Origin of the sequence: Neobacillus niacini (assembly GCF_019749295.1) — a bacterium.
Lineage (GTDB): Bacteria > Bacillota > Bacilli > Bacillales > Cytobacillaceae > Neobacillus > Neobacillus niacini_D.
This window is the reverse complement of record NZ_JACWFG010000012.1, coordinates 1-16944: the sequence shown is the minus strand read 5'-3', so window position 1 is coordinate 16944 and position 16944 is coordinate 1. Positions and strand designations below refer to the sequence as shown.

Sequence of the window (16944 nt, the reverse complement as noted above, 5' to 3'; positions counted from 1 at the left end):
GAGCCTGAATGCTCAGGCTCTTTATTTCATATATAAGGAGCAGGCTATGCACATTTATATAAATCAAGAAAACCAGCAATTTCATTTAACGAATGGTCAAGTGAGTTATATTTTTCACGTGATGAAAAATGGTCAATTAGGACATCTATATTATGGAAAAGCATTGCGGCATAGGGACGATTTTTCCCATCTGCAAATCTATGATGTTCCAACAGGAGCCAGCTGTCATGTCTATGCTGACGATCCAGCATTTGTTTTGGAAACACTGCGACAGGAATATCCTGCTTATGGAAATTCGGATTTCCGTGAACCAGCCATTGCTGTCCGAAAAGAAAATGAAACCCATGTTCCAACTTTTACATTTGACTCCTATCGTGTTTTAGAAGGAAAGCCGCGCCTTGAGGGACTTCCAGCAACGTACGGCAGCGATGCTAGTACACTACAAATTCTATTAAAGGATGAATTTCTTCAAGCAGAATTAACATTAAACTATACCATTTTTGCGGATAAGCCTGTGATTACAAGAAGTGCAACACTGACAAATGCTGGAACAGGTAATCTTGTAATAGAACGATTAATGGGCGCATCACTTGACCTTCCAGATAAGGATTTTGTGTTTACGCATTTAGCTGGGGCATGGGCTCGAGAAAGGCATGTGAAGGAACGCCAACTTGAAACGGGAATTCAATCGATTTCCAGTATACGGGGTGCCAGTTCTCACCACCATAATCCGTTCTTAGCTTTAAGAAGGCCTGATGCCACGGAGCATAACGGTGAAGTGTACGGCTTTAACTTCGTTTATAGCAGTAATTTCATCATGCAGGTTGAAGTGGATCATTACGACATGGCGAGGGTAACAGTGGGGATTCATCCCTTTGCTTTTAATTGGGGTCTCGCACCAGAAGAAACCTTTCAAACACCTGAAGTAGTCATGGTTTATTCGGATCAGGGTTTAAATGGGATGAGTCAAGCCTTCCATCAGCTTTACCGTGAAAACTTGATACCTGAACAATGGAAAAAGGAAGATCGTCCGATATTAATCAATAACTGGGAAGCCACATACTTTGATTTCGATGAGGAAAAGCTAGTTAATATTGCAAAGTCTGCCAGTGAATTGGGGATTGAAATGTTAGTCCTTGATGATGGTTGGTTTGGAAAAAGAAATGATGATACTTCCTCTTTAGGAGATTGGCATGTTGACTATAATAAGCTTCCGAATGGGCTAGAAAGCTTGGCAAAAAGGATTACAGATGTCGGGATGAAATTTGGCCTCTGGTTTGAACCGGAAATGATTAGTCCGAACAGCGAGTTATTTAAAGAACACCCTGATTGGGCCGTAGGGATGCCAGATCAGCACCGAACTTTAGGCAGGAACCAGCTGGTACTTGATTTTTCCAGACCTGAAATTGTTGATTATCTTTATGAAAAAATGTCCGGAATTATTAAACAAACAAATCTATCCTATATAAAATGGGATATGAACCGCAACATCACGGAGCCTTTCTCACAAAAGTTAGCACCGAACCAGCAAGGGGAGTTTTTCCACCGCTATATTTTAGGCGTTTATTCACTGTATGAAAGGTTAACAAGCGAGTTCCCGCATGTCTTGTTTGAATCCTGTGCCGGCGGCGGCGGGCGCTTTGACCCTGGCATGTTGTATTATGCTCCGCAAACTTGGACGAGTGATAATACGGACGCGGTCGAAAGGCTTAAAATTCAATACGGAACATCCTTTGCCTATCCATTGTATAGCATGGGATCTCATGTTTCAGCTGTTCCAAATCACCAAACATTCAGGGAGACCCCGCTGTCTACACGTGCAAATACAGCTTACTTTGGTACATTTGGCTATGAACTAGATCCTCTCTCATTAACGGAAGAGGAACGAGAGGAGATTAAAGCGCAGGTAGCTTTTTATAAAGAGCAGCGCCGCTTGATTCGGGATGGCCATTTTTATCGACTATTGAGTCCGTTCTCAGGTAATGAAACGGCTTGGATGGTGGTTAGTCCAGATCAATCAGAAGCACTAGTTGGTTATTATAAGGTATTAGCTGCCCCGAATTCTCGTAAACAGCAAACATTACGTCTAAGTGGTTTATCAAAGGATAAAGCATATGAAGTGAATGGACGAACCTGCTATGGTGATGAACTAATGCAAATAGGTCTTCAGCTTCCGACTGAATTTAACGGAGTAAACGCGCGGTCATCAGAACGGCAAGGCGACTTCCAATCAAACATATTTTACTTAAAATGTACGGATAAAAATATGAAATAATCCCTTAATTAAGCAGTGTGTATTAGTATACACTGCTTTTTAGCGTATATTTAGTAAAATTTTTAGTAAAAAACATTGGATTATTTTTACCGAATAGAATAAAATAAACATATAGATAGAATGATGGAGGGACGATAATGAACAGCACACAGTTAAAAACTACATTTAGAGATATATTTGAGGCCCAGCCTGAGCAAGCATTCTTTGCCCCAGGGAGAATTAACTTAATTGGAGAACATACAGATTACAACGGCGGTCATGTCTTTCCATGTGCCATTACTTATGGAACGTATGCGGCAGCTAGAAAAAGAGATGACAATCTTGTCCGCCTTTACTCAGTAAACTTTCCGGACAAAGAGATTATTGAATTTGATTTAACTCAATTAGAGTATGATAAGCAGCACCATTGGGCCAATTATCCGAAAGGAATGATTCGTTATATAAAGGAAGCAGGCTATGATATTCCGCAAGGGTTTGAGTGTGTAATAGAAGGAAATATCCCAAATGGAGCCGGACTTTCATCTTCTGCATCCATTGAACTGCTAACTGGAGTGCTGTTAGACGGTTTATTTAATTTAGGGATAGATCGCTTGGATATGATTAAGATTGGTAAAAGAGTTGAAAATGAGTTCATCGGTGTCAACAGTGGAATTATGGACCAATTTGCCATTGGAATGGGAAAAAAGGATGCTGGAATCTTGCTCGATTGCCAGACATTGAACTTTCAGTACGCTCCCATTAAGCTAGAAGGTTACAAGATATTAATCATGAATACCAATAAGCGCAGAGAGCTGGCAGACTCCAAATACAATGAGCGCCGTGGGGAGTGTGAGCAAGCATTGTCTCAGCTTCAGCAAAGACTTTCAATCCAAGCACTTGGTCAGCTGACAGAAGCAGAATTTGATGAGAATCAAAATTTAATAACGAACGAAACAGTTCGTAAACGTGCAAAACATGCCGTGTATGAGAATGTAAGAACCCTTAAGGCTCTTGAAGAATTAAAGGCAGGAAACCTTGAGGCATTTGGAAAATTAATGAATCAATCACATATTTCGCTGCGAGACGATTATGAAGTGACTGGTGTTGAACTAGACAGTTTAGTAGAAGCTGCTTGGAAACAGCCAGGTGTCATTGGTGCCCGCATGACAGGAGCCGGATTCGGGGGCTGTGCAATTGCGATTGTTGAAAATGAACAGGTTGAGAGCTTTATTGCTAATGTAGGTGCAGCTTATCAGAACAAAATTGGTTATCCTGCAGATTTCTACGTAGCAAGTATCGGCGATGGAGCAAAAGAAATTCAATTGGGGGAATTTGAATGAGTATTCTTGTTTTAGGCGGTGCGGGTTACGTTGGTTCGCATGCTGTTTACCAGTTAATTGATCAAGGGTCACAAGTGGTGGTTATTGATAATTTACAAACCGGTCATCGTGATGCCATTCATCCAAAGGCACACTTCTATGAAGGAGATATCCGCAGCCGTGAGTTTATGCGTTCTGTGTTTGAAAAAGAAAACATTGAGGCTATCCTGCATTTTGCCGCTAACTCTCTTGTTGGCGAATCGATGACAGAGCCCTTAAAGTACTTTGACAACAATGTATTTGGTACACAAATTGTTCTTGAAATGATGAAGGAATTTAATGTAAAGCACATCATCTTTTCATCAACAGCAGCGGTGTATGGTGAACAGAAGGTGGTGCCGATTACGGAAACTGCGGCAACCATTCCAACAAACACATATGGTGAGACGAAGCTCACAATGGAAAAAATGATTGCTTGGTGTGAAAAGGCATTCGATCTTAAGTATGTATCACTCCGATACTTTAATGTTGCATCGGCAAGAAGCGGCGGTGAGATTGGAGAGGACCATAACCCTGAAACACATTTGATTCCCGTTGTCTTAGAGGCGGCGCTAGGAAAGAGACAGGCTGTCACTGTTTTCGGACAAGATTATGATACAGCAGATGGGACCTGCGTCCGCGACTATATTCATGTTGAGGACTTAATTAATGCTCATTTACTTGCTCTGAAATATTTACAAAACGGCGGGGAAAGTAATATTTTTAACCTGGGCAGCAGCCAAGGGTTTTCAGTAAAAGAAATTATTGAGACTGCGAAAGAGGTAACGGGTATTGATATTCCTGTTCAATTCGGTGACCGCCGTTCTGGGGATCCAAGTACGTTAATTGCCTCTTCGGAAAAAGCAAGAAGTGTACTAGGATGGAATCCAACTAGAACATCTATTCACCAAATCATCAGCGACGCATGGAACTGGCATCAGCACCATCCAAATGGATATGAGAGGTGAGTGACATGATCAATCAACGAATCCAACAATTAATCAATAAAGCGATTGCCGCTGACTTGATACTTCAAGAAGATGAAATCTATGCACGTAATCAAATCCTTTCACTCTTGAAATTAGTTGAGTTTACGGAATGTGATGGAGAGTCTAATTTAGAGATTCCAGATTTACTAGAAGAGATTGTAGACTACGCCTGTGAACAAGGTATTGTTGAAAATATTTTTGACGAAAAAGAAATTTTTTCAAGTAAAATCATGAACTGTTTTATGGCGCGTCCTTCGACCGTTAATCAAATGTTCTACGAAAAATACAAACAAAGTCCGATCGATGCAACAGAGTTTTTCTATGAGTTAAGTAAAAATAGTAATTATATACAGATGAAGCGGATTCGTAATAATATCGAGTACAAGGTTAGTACGGAGTACGGTGAACTGGATATCACGATCAATTTATCAAAACCAGAAAAAGACCCAAGAAGTATAGAGCTTGAACGGTCAATGGTAAAGACAAATTATCCTAAATGTCTGCTATGTGTGGAAAATGAAGGGTATGCGGGGAGAATTGGCCACCCAGCTCGCTCTAATCACCGCTTGATCAGGCTGAATCTTGTAGAAGAGAATTGGCTCCTGCAATATTCTCCTTATGTTTACTATAATGAGCATTGTATTGTACTGTCAGAGGAACATAGGGATATGAAGATTACTTCCGATGCGTTTAGAAGATTATTATCTTTTGTTGAGCAGTTTCCACATTACTTTGTTGGATCTAATGCGGACTTACCGATTGTCGGGGGCTCAATTTTATCTCACGATCATTATCAGGGAGGTCATTACGACTTTGCAATGGCCAAAGCAGAAGATGAATGGAGCTTTGAGTTAGAGAGATTTTCAAATGTACAGGGGTCACTTGTGAAATGGCCTATGTCAGTTATTCGATTGAGATCAAGCGAAATTGAACCGCTGGTGGAAGCGGGAGAACATATTCTATCTGCTTGGAGAAATTACAGCGACGAATCAGTAGGAATCTATGCCAAAACAGGTGATACACCGCATAATACCATCACACCTATTGCACGCAAAAAACAGGATTTTTATGAGCTGGACTTAGTTCTTCGAAATAACCGGACAAGTGAGGAGCATCCGCTGGGAATTTATCACCCTCATCAAGATGTTCATCATATTAAAAGGGAGAACATCGGGCTTATTGAAGTAATGGGGCTTGCAGTGCTGCCAGCACGTTTAAAAGCTGAACTTGGAGAGGTTGAAGACTTCATACTAGGAAAAACGAATTCTGTTGCTGATTATCACATGGATTGGGCGAAGGATTTAAAAGATCGATATCAATCTGTTGTAACAGATTCAAACGTAGAAGCAATTGTAAGAGAAGAGACAGGGAAAAAGTTTTTAAAAGCAATAGAAGATGCTGGTGTTTATAAGCGAAATGAAGAAGGTCAATCCGGATTCAAACGCTTTATACAGTCTTTATCCTAGATTGATCACAGACAACACATGTTGGCGGCATAATGTCTTATATATTGAAGTAAATAATGGAGTGGAAAAGTGATGAAAATACAAGAAAAACTATTTGGTGCGTATCAAGATGAGTCAGTGATTGAGTATACCCTTGTTAATGATTCGGGTATGTCAGTCTCATGCTTGAATTACGGTTGTATTATTACGAAGATAATGGTTCCTGACCGCAATGGAATCGTTGAGAATGTTGTGCTTGGTTTTGAAAATTTTGAGGATTACCTTGATCTGTCCCCGTATTTTGGTTCTGTTGTCGGACGAGTGGCAGGAAGAATTAATCATTCAAAGTTTGAATTGGATGGAAAAGTATACCAGGTGACGCCGAATGAGGGACCCAACCATCTGCACGGTGGTAAGAAGGGCTTTAATTCAGTGATCTGGAAAACGGAACCCGTTGAAGGTGAGAATGCCATTGGATTAAAATTTTTCTATCACAGTCCTGATGGAGAAGAGGGCTACCCAGGTAATTTGGATACGAGTGTCACCTATCTTTTGAATAATCAAAATGAGCTGAGTATTTCCTATGAAGCTCGCAGTGATCAAAAAACAATTGTAAATCTAACGAACCATTCCTATTTTAATCTAAGCGGCAATATTAAAAGAGATTGTTCTGATCATATTTTACAGTTAGAAAGTGAACGCTTCCTAGAGCTTGGGGAGGATTTGATACCTACAGGAAGAATGATTGATGCTGATAATACGCCATTCGATTTTAAACATGGCCGTTTGTTAAAAGCGGGAATGAAATCTTCACATCCGCAAAATGTGCTTGCTGGCAACGGGTATGACCATCCGCTTGTTTTTTCAAAAAAGGGAGAAAACATAGTGGCGTTAAGTGAAAAAGAGAGTGGCAGGACATTATTAGTTACCACAGACCAGCCATGCGTGGTCCTTTATACCTCCAATACATTAGAAGGTCCATTTTCTATATCTGGGGTACGGGCAAGGAATTACTTAGGTGTATGCCTTGAGACTCAAGGTCTGCCTGACGCCATTAACCAGCCGGATTTTCCAACCATTGTTTTAAACCCAGAGGAAGTATATAAGGCGAAAACAAACTATCGCTTTTTTTCTAATACTATAGGGGTTTAATGAATGGCTACAATTAAGGATATTGCAGAATTAGCTGGAGTTTCGATCGCAACTGTATCCCGAGTATTAAATTATGATAGTACTTTATCTGTTGGTGATGAAACAAAAAAGAGAATATTTGAGGCAGCAGAGCAGCTGTCTTATAAAAAGAAACAAGGTAGAAAACTAGAAACAGGGAAAATAGCACTTTTACAGTGGTATACAGAAAAGGAAGAACTTGAAGATTTATATTATATGTCGATACGGCTGGGTGTTGAGAATCAAGCCAGACAATTGGGCTTTTCTGTAGCTAAGTACTTTCAAGATAACTATGGAGACCTAAAACAGGACGAGATACAAGGTCTTATAGCAATCGGAAAATTTAGTAATAAGCAAATAAAAGATTTGGTGTCTATTACAAATAATATCGTTTTTGTAGACACCTCACCCGATGAAGAGCAGTTTGATTCCATCGTCATTGATTTCGAAAAGGCTACTAAAAAAGTTATTGATCATTATTTAACCAATGGACATGAAAAGATTGGTTATATTGGCGGGAGAGAGGTCTTCAAAGATCAAACCTCTCTGATCGAGGACCAAAGAGAGAGCACCTTCAAAGCCTATCTGGCAGAAAAAGGCCGATTGAATGAAGACTATATGTATGTAGGGACATTTTCCGTTTCAGATGGTCATTCACTGATGAAGAAAGCCATTCTTGAACACGGAGAAAACTTACCGACTGCATTTTTTGCGGCAAATGATTCTCTGGCGATTGGTGCACTGCGAGCTCTATTAGAGGAAGGAATTCCTGTTCCTAGCCGGGTTAACATTATTGGTGTCAACGACATCAGCATTTCAAAATACGTCTTTCCATCATTAAGTACCATAAAAGTCTTCACAGAACTAATGGGTGAAACAGCCGTCAACACCCTGTCAGAGAAAATCGAAGGCAGAAAAACAGCAAAGAAAATAATCATCTCCACCCAGCTCATCATACGAGACAGCAGCTCCTAAAAAACAATAAACAAACACAAATGTCCACCGAGGGTGGACATTTGTGTTTTTATGGTGACAGGCACCACATTAGAATGACTCTAATGTGGTGCCTGTCACCATTTGGCATTGTCGATTTTTGGTATATTTCGTATAATATTTTTATTTAGACTTGGGTTGTATGGGAGTTGTTATATGAGCAGATTGACGAAGGCTGCGTACGGTGCCGGGGTTTTGTTTTTTCTTGTGAGCTGCGCGTTTTCTGTGTTTTATGGCTATAAGGTTGTTAGTCATGATTTGCCTGCAGAGGCTAAAACAGTTGAAAAGTATAAGTATCATTTTGTGCTGGTCCCTGAAGAGCTCGACAATGATTATTGGCGGATGGTGGAAGAAGGAGCAAAGAAAGCTGCAGCGGAATATGGTGTTTTTTTGGAGTATGCAGGACCGAAGCAGGCGAATATCGATGAACATTTAAAGACGATTGAGATGTCGCTGGCATCTAAAGTGGATGGTATAATCACTCAGGGATTGAGTGATGAGCAATTTACCCCGTTAATTAATAGAGTCGTAGAAAAACTCCCTGTCATCACCATTGATACAGATGCGGCCAATAGTAACCGGATGGCATATATTGGGACAGATAATTATTACTCTGGATTTATGGCGGGTAAGACATTAATTGAGGACACCAATGGTCAGGCGAAGGTTGCCATTATTACAGGCAGTTTCTATGCAAACCATCAGCAGCAGCGCGTACAGGGTTTTCGGGACGCAGTGGAATCTGAAGAGGGTATATCGATTATTACGGTGGAAGAATCTGAAATTAGTCGAGTTCGAGCGGCTGAAAAGGCTTACCAGATATTAAGTGATTACCCCGAAGTCAATGCTTTCTATGGGACAAGCGCCCTCGATGCAATTGGGATTGCTCAAGTAGTAGAGAAATTCAGAGATCGTAATCAAGTTTATATTATTGGATTTGATAGTCTTCCTGAAACACTGAAGTACATTAAGAAAGGTACAATCAAAGCAACAGTGGTCCAAGAGCCTTTTGAAATGGGCTATAAATCGGTAATTATGATGATTGATCTCATAAAAGGCAAGAAGGTTCCTCCCGTTAATCATACGAATACGGTGATCATGAGAGATGGAAAACTGCCAGAGATTCCAAAGTCCGCGGGGGAGGAATACTGAAATGTTATTTCGTATTCGATCAAAATTATTACTCTATTTCATTGTCCTTGTCGTGTTGTTAACGTCTGTTGGGGTCCTTTTTTATAAAAGCAGTGAAAACCTAGTTAATGAATACGATGATAGTTTCGAGCGGTTCCTGATGTTAAACGATATCTCACAAAGAACTACGTTAATAACAGAAAATCTGCAGGGATATTTGCTAGATAAAGAAGGCTCCTATTTAAAAGAATATAATCTTGAAAAATCTAAGCTCCTGAATGATCAATGGCTGTTTAATAAAGAAATGAGATCGAGTGATATGGCTGTTATTAACTATCAAAATATGATAAACAGCTTTCTAGAAGAATGCGACGCAACGATAGAAGCTTTCCATAAAGACAATATTAACGAATATTCCGACCACTTAAATGAAGCATTAAAAATAGATGGGTTTCTTCAGGAAAGTACGCTTGCACTGTTGAATAACAAACTGACAGACTATCAAAACTTCTATGATCAAATGGAAAGGCAAAATCATTATTATAAATTATTATCATTCTCCCTTTTCTCTTCTGCCTTTTTTCTTAGTACATTGATTGCTCTTTGGATCTCGGGCGGTATTACTAAACCAATTACACTATTATCCGAGGCAGCACGGCAAATTTCAAAAGGTAATCTATCTGGTGATGATATTAAAATAACCACTAAGGATGAACTAAAGCCATTAACCGAAACCTTTAACCAAATGCGTTCAAATCTTAGACAATTGGTAACAGAAATTAAGGAGAAATCGGAGCTTGATAAGCTTCTAAAAGAGTTAGAGTTAAGAAGTCTTCAAAACCAAATCAATCCACATTTCCTATTCAATACTTTGAATACGGTTTCAAAGATGGCTTATCTTGAGGATGCGGAGCATACTTCTAGATTAATTGAATCTGTTGCTGCTCTGCTGCGATATAACCTGGGCGGCGATTTAAATAAAGCTGCCACTTTAAGGGACGAAGTTACAATTGTAAAAGAGTACTTTTTTATTCAACAAACTAGATTTGGAGACCGGATTCAGTTCATTACGGAAATAGAAGAGGATTGCTTGGATATAGAGATTCCTAGTTTAACACTTCAGCCATTAATCGAAAATGCATTCATACATGGTGTTGAATCGTATGAGGAAAATGCAGAAATCCGGCTTCATATCTACAAAAGTAATGACAGAATTAATGTGGAAATAGTGGATAATGGGGATGGAATGGATGAAGTCACTAGAAGCAGATTACAAAACTATATAAGCGGTACTGTAATGGAAGAAGAATACGAACCTGATCAATCAAAAGGCCATTCGACTGGTATAGGAGTAAAAAATGTAATTCGGAGGCTTCAGCTTTTTTACAATCAAAAAGACATTATTAAAATACAATCAGAGGTAAGAAAAGGTACTACGTTTACACTGACCATTCCAAACGTTGTAAAAGGAGGAAGAGCGGTTGTTTAAAATTCTTATTGTGGATGATGAGGTTTTGGAGCGAAAGGCATTGACGAAGATCATAAACAGCTCTTCCGAGAACGTAATGGTTATTGGTGAAGCACCAAATGGAAGAAAGGCCATTGAGATGGCTGGAGAACTTCAGCCGGATATCATCTTTATGGATATAAAAATGCCTGGTATAGATGGTGTTCAGGCAGTCAAGGAAATCAGAAGAAGTAACCACTGTATTCGATTTATCATGGTCTCTGCTTTTAATACCTTTGAATATGCGAAGGAAGTGATGCAGCAGGGTGTAAAAGAGTATATTTTAAAGCCTAGTAGAAAACAGGATATTCTTGAGAGTTTGCAGCGTGTTACTGCTGAAATCATAGAAGAGCGGAAGTCTATGGAAGAAAAGCAGAGCTTGAGGGAGAATCTAGATCGTGCTGTTTCCATAGCCCAAAAAGAGTGGGTGTCTTCACTGATCTTAAACCAAGTTCAGGATATTACGTTTGATGAATGGAGCCAGCTGTTAGGAGCTGAAATTACTTCAGGTTATATTATGTTGTTTTCCCTTCTGCCAAAGGAAAAGGGAGATTTTGACTTAGAAGAAAAGCAAAACTTTTATTTTTGGCTTAAGGATGCCTTGAAAACAGTTGTGAAAAAGGAAGAAATTATGATAGGCCCAATGACAGATTTCCAAGTACCTGTTCTATTTCTTTGCCAGCAGCAGCCAGATAAAGTACATTTTAAAACAAGTGCGCAGGCAGTCATCGACAGTCTATTTAGTTCATTTCATAAAAAACAAGTGAACGCAGAATTAAGAATTGCAGTAGGGCTTCCATATAGTCATGGTCATGAACTTAATAAATCTTATCATGAAGCGGTAGTTGCGCTGCAGCAGCTTTTAAAAACTCCAAATCGGAAGTACTTATTTAGCAGTAAACAAGGGACAGTTGAGCTGCCTTCGATTTCGGATGTGCTGGAATTAGAGAAAAAGCTGCTAGATAGTGTTCGCCAGGGTGATATAAATCAAGTCATGTTTATCTTTGATTCTTTTGTTTCTAAACTAACGGATAACAAAGGATTAAAAGCTGCAGCAGTGAAAAAATCACTTGATGAATTTTTTATTCTCCTTTCACGAATGATGCATGATTTAGGGATACACTTTGAAGGGTCTTTGACGATTGATGAGGCAGCGGATATTAACCTTATTTTAGAAAAAGGAAAAGCTAATTTGCTGTCAGTCGTCAAGCACGTTCAATTATGGAGGAACAATCACGCCAAGGGAATGCTTCATAGAGCAAAGGAGTATATTGAAAATCATTATGCTGACTGCATTACTTTAGAACATGTAGCAGAGTATGTGGAGCTAAGCCCATTTTATTTGAGCAAATTATTTAAAGATCGGTTTGGGATGACGTTTATCGATTACGTAACCGAAATTAGAATAAAGCAGGCAAAACTAGAAATGGTTGATGCTACTAAGAGTTTAAAAGAAATATGCTATTCTGTCGGCTATAAAGATCCGAATTACTTCAGCCGTGTATTTAAAAAGCAGACAGGATTATCTCCGACTGAGTTTCGCAGGGAAACGGTATGTTAATAGAATTTTAAGACTGATTCGTTATGAATCGGTCTTTTTTTGTGGTAGCAAAAAAATCTAGGAAATCGCAAATTAGTGCTATAGGTTAGAACTATTGAACGGAATCTTCCGGTGCTACTATATGTGTAAGGGCTTTCAATGAGGTAAAGGTAAAACGAGTTTACCAGAGCCTTTACTAATTAGCAAAAGGAGAAGGATAACATGGGTAAAAAGAAAAAAGGGTTCATTCTTTCATTAACAGTTGCGTCTAGCATTCTATTAGCAACCGGCTGCGGAGGTACAGAAAAAAGTTCAACGGATTCTGGAAAAGGCAAGGACGGCGACCTTCCAGCAGTAGGTGCAACGATTTATAAATTCGATGACAACTTTATGTCCTATGTTCGTCGTGCAATGGAGACTGCAGCAGATGGAAAGGTTAACTTAATGCTGAATGACTCTCAAAATGACCAAGCCAAGCAGGTTGAACAAGTCGACACGCTAATCGCTAAAGGAGCAAAATCGCTGGCTATCAACCTAGTAGACCCTAAGGCTGCACAAACAATTATTGATAAAGCAAAAGTAAAGGATATTCCAGTTATCTTCTTTAACAAAGAGCCGGACGCAAGTGTATTAGAAGGATACGAAAAAGCTTACTATGTTGGAACGACTTCTTCTGAATCTGGAGTGATCCAAGGTGAATTGATCGCTAAGGCATGGGAAGCAAATAAAGAAGCTTGGGATAAAAATGGTGATGGCAAGCTTCAATATGTTCTTTTAAAAGGTGAGCCAGGACATCCTGACGCAGAAGCTCGTACAAAGTTTGTAGTGGATACGGTTAAAGAAAAAGGAATTCAAGTGGATGAACTTGCTTTAGATACTGGTATGTGGGATGCAATGAAAGCAACAGAAAAAATGGACGCATGGCTTGCAAAATACAATGAAAATATTGAATTTGTCATTGCTAATAACGACGGTATGGCATTAGGTGCGATTGCATCTCTTGAAAAAGCTGGGTACTTCTCAGGTGATAAGTTTATGCCAGTTGTAGGTGTAGACGCGATTCCGGAAGCACTTGAAATGATTGAAAAAGGAAAAATGGTTGGTACAGTTCTAAATGATGCGAAAAACCAAGGTGCAGCAACGGTGCAACTGGGTGCTAATGCTGCAAATGGCAAGGACGTATTAGAAGGAACAGAGTGGAAGTTAGACGATAAAAAAGCAGTACGTGTTCCTTATGTTGAAATCACAAAGGAAAATATCCAAGTAGGTAAAGACGCTTATAAATAAAAAGCAATAAGGTAAAAAGGCGGAAGCGCCAAGTCCGAGGGCAGCCTCAATGGCGCTCCTCGAACGAAGGAAAAGGACAATTCTTTTCCTTCGTTCGGGGCAATGTTTCAATTTGAAGCAGGACTGATGAAATAAATTTACCATATAAAAAAGCACGCTAGATGGTTAGGCAAGGAGGTTTACGCATGTCAGAGGCAAGTTCAACCAATTTACTTGAAATGATTAATTTAACTAAAAGATTTCCTGGTGTCATCGCGCTTAATAATGTTTCACTGAAAGTGAAGGCAGGGACCGTACATGCTTTAATGGGTGAAAATGGTGCCGGCAAATCAACCTTAATGAAGTGCTTATTCGGAATCTATTCAATGGATGAAGGAAAAATCCTGTTGGACGGAAAAGAGGTTTCATTTGCGAATTCCAAGCAGGCACTTGAAAATGGTGTTTCAATGGTCCACCAGGAACTGAACCAAGTCCGTCAACAAAATGTAATGGACAATATTTGGCTGGGAAGATATCCGAAAAAAGGGATTTTTATTGATGAAAAGAAGATGTATGAGGACACGGCAGCCATTTTTAAAAGTCTGGATATCAAAATTGACCCTCGCAGCAAAGTAGGAAGCTTATCAGTCTCAGAAATGCAAATGGTGGAAATTGCAAAAGCTGTTTCTTATCATTCAAAACTCATAGTGATGGACGAACCAACATCCTCTCTAACGGAAAAAGAAGTAAATCATTTATTTACGATTATTAGAAAGCTGCAAAGTGATAACGTAGCGATTATCTATATCTCGCACAAAATGGAAGAAATTTTAAAAATATCAGACGACGTTACGATTATGCGTGATGGTCAGTATATTGCTACGAAAAGTGCGAAGGAATTAACGACAGATGAAATCATTAAGCTAATGGTTGGCCGTGACTTATCACAGCGGTTTCCCGAAAAAATCAATCAACCTGGAGATGTAACGCTTAGAATTAAGGATTTAACAGCCGAAACAGAAGGTTCATTTTCTAATATTAACTTCGAGTTGAGAAAAGGAGAAATATTAGGTGTTGCAGGTCTTGTAGGCTCAAAGCGTACAGAGGTAATGGAAGCGATATTCGGTATCAGAGGCCTGAAGTCAGGAAGTATTGAGTTAAATGGAAAGGTCGTTCATAATCATTCGCCGCAGCATGCGATAAAAAATGGTTTTGCGCTCGTGACGGAAGAAAGAAGAACAACAGGGATTTATCCGCAGCTCAGCATTAGCTTTAACTCCATTATTGCCAACCTGCCTCAGTATCGAAAAGGGCTGTTTCTATCAGAAAGTAAAGTCCATGATGATACAAAATGGGTAATCGATTCAATGAAAGTAAAGACACCATCGCAAAAAACCCCAATCGGAAGTCTATCGGGCGGAAACCAGCAGAAGGTAATTATTGGACGCTGGCTGCTGACAAAACCGGAAGTACTATTGTTGGATGAACCAACAAGGGGGATTGACGTTGGTGCGAAATTTGAGATTTACCAGCTAATCAATGAATTAGCAGCCCAAGGAAAAGGGATTATCATGATCTCTTCAGAAATGCCTGAGCTGCTTGGAGTAACAGATAGAATTCTAGTAATGAGTAATGGAAAAGCAGCCGGAATCGTAGAAACAAAAACAACCACGCAAGAAGAAATTATGCGGCTGGCAGCGTTGTATTAGGAGGAGAAGCAAAATGAATACTCAGGCCACAAAAAAGTCTAATGTTGTAAAATGGCTGTTTGATAATGTTATTTATGTATTTTTAATTCTACTTGTTATAGGGATTGTCATTGCATCTCCTGACTTTTTATCAATGACCAACTTAATCAATATCCTAAGTCAGTCATCTTCAAGGATTATTATTGCTCTTGGGATCGCAGGTATCCTGATATTAGGCGGAACAGACTTATCTGCCGGACGGATGGTCGGACTTGCAGCAGTAGTTTCAGCTTCTCTGCTCCAAGCAGGTGATTACGCTTATAAAATGTATCCAAACCTTCCGGAGCTGCCTTTGTTTATCCCTATATTAATTGCAATGGCTGTAACAGGACTATTTGGAACTTTAAATGGTTTTATCGTATCAAAGTTTCACGTACCGCCATTTATCGCAACTCTAGGTATGATGATTGGTGTTTACGGAGTCACTTCCATCTACTTTGACCGTCCGCCATACGGTGCGCAGCCAATCGGAGGATTAAGTGAAAGCTTTACTACTTTTGCTCAAAAAGGAATTAAGTTAGGACAGTATGAATTCCCTTATCTGATTTTATATGCAATCGCCTTTTCCATTATCATTTGGGTGGTTTGGAATAAAACTCAGCTTGGAAAGAATATGTACGCAATCGGCGGTAATGCTGAAGCGGCAAAGGTTTCCGGCGTAAACGTTGCAAAAAATATCATCATCATTTATATGATTGCCGGTCTTTTATATGGATTCTCAGGAACATTAGAAGCTGGTCGTGTGGGCAGTGCAACGAATAATACTGGTAATATGTACGAGCTTGACGCCATTGCAGCCTGCGTGGTCGGCGGAGTATCACTATCAGGCGGTATTGGAACAGTTCCAGGAGTAATAACGGGGGTTCTAATATTCCAAGTTATTAACTACGGATTAGCCTTCCTCGGTGTAAGTCCGTACATTCAATTTATCGTAAAGGGCGCTATTATCATTGTTGCCGTTGCTTTTGATATGCGGAAGCATGCTAAGAAAAAATAAGGATAAAGGAGCATTCCTTCAATGGAATGCCCTTTTTTGGTATCAAAAAATACGATTGGTTTTTCCATATTTTTAACCTCCATTAAATACAGCGCAGTCGTTACGCTCCTTTTCATGATCACGCCGACTTTGCGCTGAATTTTCTTACATACACAGCTTATTGTATGAAACGCGTTTCAGGTCAAGAGTTTATGGAGGTTCTTTTAAAAGAGTTTGGCTGTGTTAAACTAGGCTGTTGATTTCACTGTGTTAAAAGATAAGCGGAGAAATTCCGACTAATTAGGCAAATACCCCTATTTCATTAAAAATAAGCGGAGTTTTTCCGGTTATCTTATCCAAATCATTGGAGTTTGGGATAAAGTCCATATAATTGTGTAAAAAGAATGAGTCATTTTATTCACTCTTGGCAACACTGTTTTCAGCGACGATAAACAATGAAAAGAGGAAATAAAATGACTCACTTACAGTTTAACCTAGATCTAGACCATTTAAAAGATTCCGTTATCAATTCTAATTTAGATATGGTGATTAAATCAGCGATTGTCT

General features: G+C 39.4%; 12 protein-coding genes. All 12 read left to right on the top strand.

The features are described from left to right. The first annotated feature begins 46 nt into the window (after positions 1-46). The 12 genes from H0184_RS16985 to mglC all read left to right on the top strand — a co-directional run bounded on the left by H0184_RS16985 (position 47) and on the right by mglC (position 16398). On the top strand, positions 47-2275 hold the full coding sequence (locus H0184_RS16985) for an alpha-galactosidase (RefSeq protein ID WP_221827222.1): 2229 nt from the start codon (positions 47-49) through the stop codon (positions 2273-2275). A 137-nt stretch (positions 2276-2412) separates the two neighbouring features. Beyond that, on the top strand, positions 2413-3594 hold the full coding sequence (locus H0184_RS16980) for a galactokinase (protein ID WP_221827221.1): 1182 nt from the start codon (positions 2413-2415) through the stop codon (positions 3592-3594). Further along, positions 3591-4580 carry a UDP-glucose 4-epimerase GalE gene (galE, locus tag H0184_RS16975; RefSeq protein WP_221827220.1) on the top strand — a complete coding sequence of 330 codons (990 nt, stop codon included), beginning with the start codon at positions 3591-3593 and terminating at the stop codon, positions 4578-4580. The genes H0184_RS16980 and galE overlap by 4 nt, the downstream gene beginning before the upstream one ends. Positions 4581-4585: 5 nt before the next feature. Next, positions 4586-6067, top strand: a complete 1482-nt coding sequence (galT, locus tag H0184_RS16970) for a UDP-glucose--hexose-1-phosphate uridylyltransferase (RefSeq protein WP_221827219.1) — start codon at positions 4586-4588, stop codon at positions 6065-6067. Between the two features lie 72 nt (positions 6068-6139). After that, positions 6140-7198, top strand: a complete 1059-nt coding sequence (locus H0184_RS16965) for an aldose epimerase family protein (RefSeq protein WP_221827388.1) — start codon at positions 6140-6142, stop codon at positions 7196-7198. A gap of 3 nt (positions 7199-7201) precedes the next feature. After that, entirely contained in the window at positions 7202-8191 is a 990-nt protein-coding gene (locus tag H0184_RS16960) for a LacI family DNA-binding transcriptional regulator (RefSeq protein ID WP_221827218.1), read from the top strand. 174 nt (positions 8192-8365) lie between these two features. Further along, entirely contained in the window at positions 8366-9361 is a 996-nt protein-coding gene (locus tag H0184_RS16955; protein WP_221827217.1) for a sugar-binding protein, read from the top strand. 1 nt (position 9362) lies between these two features. Continuing rightward, positions 9363-10829, top strand: coding sequence for a sensor histidine kinase (locus tag H0184_RS16950; RefSeq protein WP_221827216.1), 1467 nt, complete (start codon positions 9363-9365; stop codon positions 10827-10829). Further along, positions 10822-12408: a response regulator gene (locus tag H0184_RS16945; RefSeq protein ID WP_221827215.1), complete on the top strand. Its 1587-nt coding sequence runs from the start codon at positions 10822-10824 to the stop codon at positions 12406-12408. Before H0184_RS16950 ends, H0184_RS16945 begins: the two co-directional genes overlap by 8 nt. 201 nt (positions 12409-12609) lie before the next feature. After that, positions 12610-13674, top strand: coding sequence for a galactose/glucose ABC transporter substrate-binding protein MglB (mglB, locus tag H0184_RS16940; protein ID WP_221827214.1), 1065 nt, complete (start codon positions 12610-12612; stop codon positions 13672-13674). Between the two features lie 185 nt (positions 13675-13859). Then, positions 13860-15362, top strand: a complete 1503-nt coding sequence (gene mglA, locus H0184_RS16935) for a galactose/methyl galactoside ABC transporter ATP-binding protein MglA (protein ID WP_221827213.1) — start codon at positions 13860-13862, stop codon at positions 15360-15362. Between the two features lie 13 nt (positions 15363-15375). Next, complete coding sequence (gene mglC, locus H0184_RS16930; protein WP_221827212.1) at positions 15376-16398, top strand: galactose/methyl galactoside ABC transporter permease MglC; 1023 nt, start codon at positions 15376-15378, stop codon at positions 16396-16398. Positions 16399-16944: the final 546 nt, after the last annotated feature.

Excerpts from the sequence above, each read along its gene's own strand:
- mglC (WP_221827212.1), top strand. The coding sequence starts at position 15,376 with ATGAATACTCAGGCCACAAAAAAGTCTAATGTTGTAAAATGGCTGTTT.
- galT (WP_221827219.1), top strand. The coding sequence starts at position 4,586 with ATGATCAATCAACGAATCCAACAATTAATCAATAAAGCGATTGCCGCT.
- H0184_RS16960 (WP_221827218.1), top strand. The coding sequence starts at position 7,202 with ATGGCTACAATTAAGGATATTGCAGAATTAGCTGGAGTTTCGATCGCA.
- H0184_RS16950 (WP_221827216.1), top strand. The coding sequence starts at position 9,363 with ATGTTATTTCGTATTCGATCAAAATTATTACTCTATTTCATTGTCCTT.
- mglB (WP_221827214.1), top strand. The coding sequence starts at position 12,610 with ATGGGTAAAAAGAAAAAAGGGTTCATTCTTTCATTAACAGTTGCGTCT.
- mglA (WP_221827213.1), top strand. The coding sequence starts at position 13,860 with ATGTCAGAGGCAAGTTCAACCAATTTACTTGAAATGATTAATTTAACT.
- H0184_RS16955 (WP_221827217.1), top strand. The coding sequence starts at position 8,366 with ATGAGCAGATTGACGAAGGCTGCGTACGGTGCCGGGGTTTTGTTTTTT.
- H0184_RS16965 (WP_221827388.1), top strand. The coding sequence starts at position 6,140 with ATGAAAATACAAGAAAAACTATTTGGTGCGTATCAAGATGAGTCAGTG.
- H0184_RS16980 (WP_221827221.1), top strand. The coding sequence starts at position 2,413 with ATGAACAGCACACAGTTAAAAACTACATTTAGAGATATATTTGAGGCC.
- galE (WP_221827220.1), top strand. The coding sequence starts at position 3,591 with ATGAGTATTCTTGTTTTAGGCGGTGCGGGTTACGTTGGTTCGCATGCT.
- H0184_RS16985 (WP_221827222.1), top strand. The coding sequence starts at position 47 with ATGCACATTTATATAAATCAAGAAAACCAGCAATTTCATTTAACGAAT.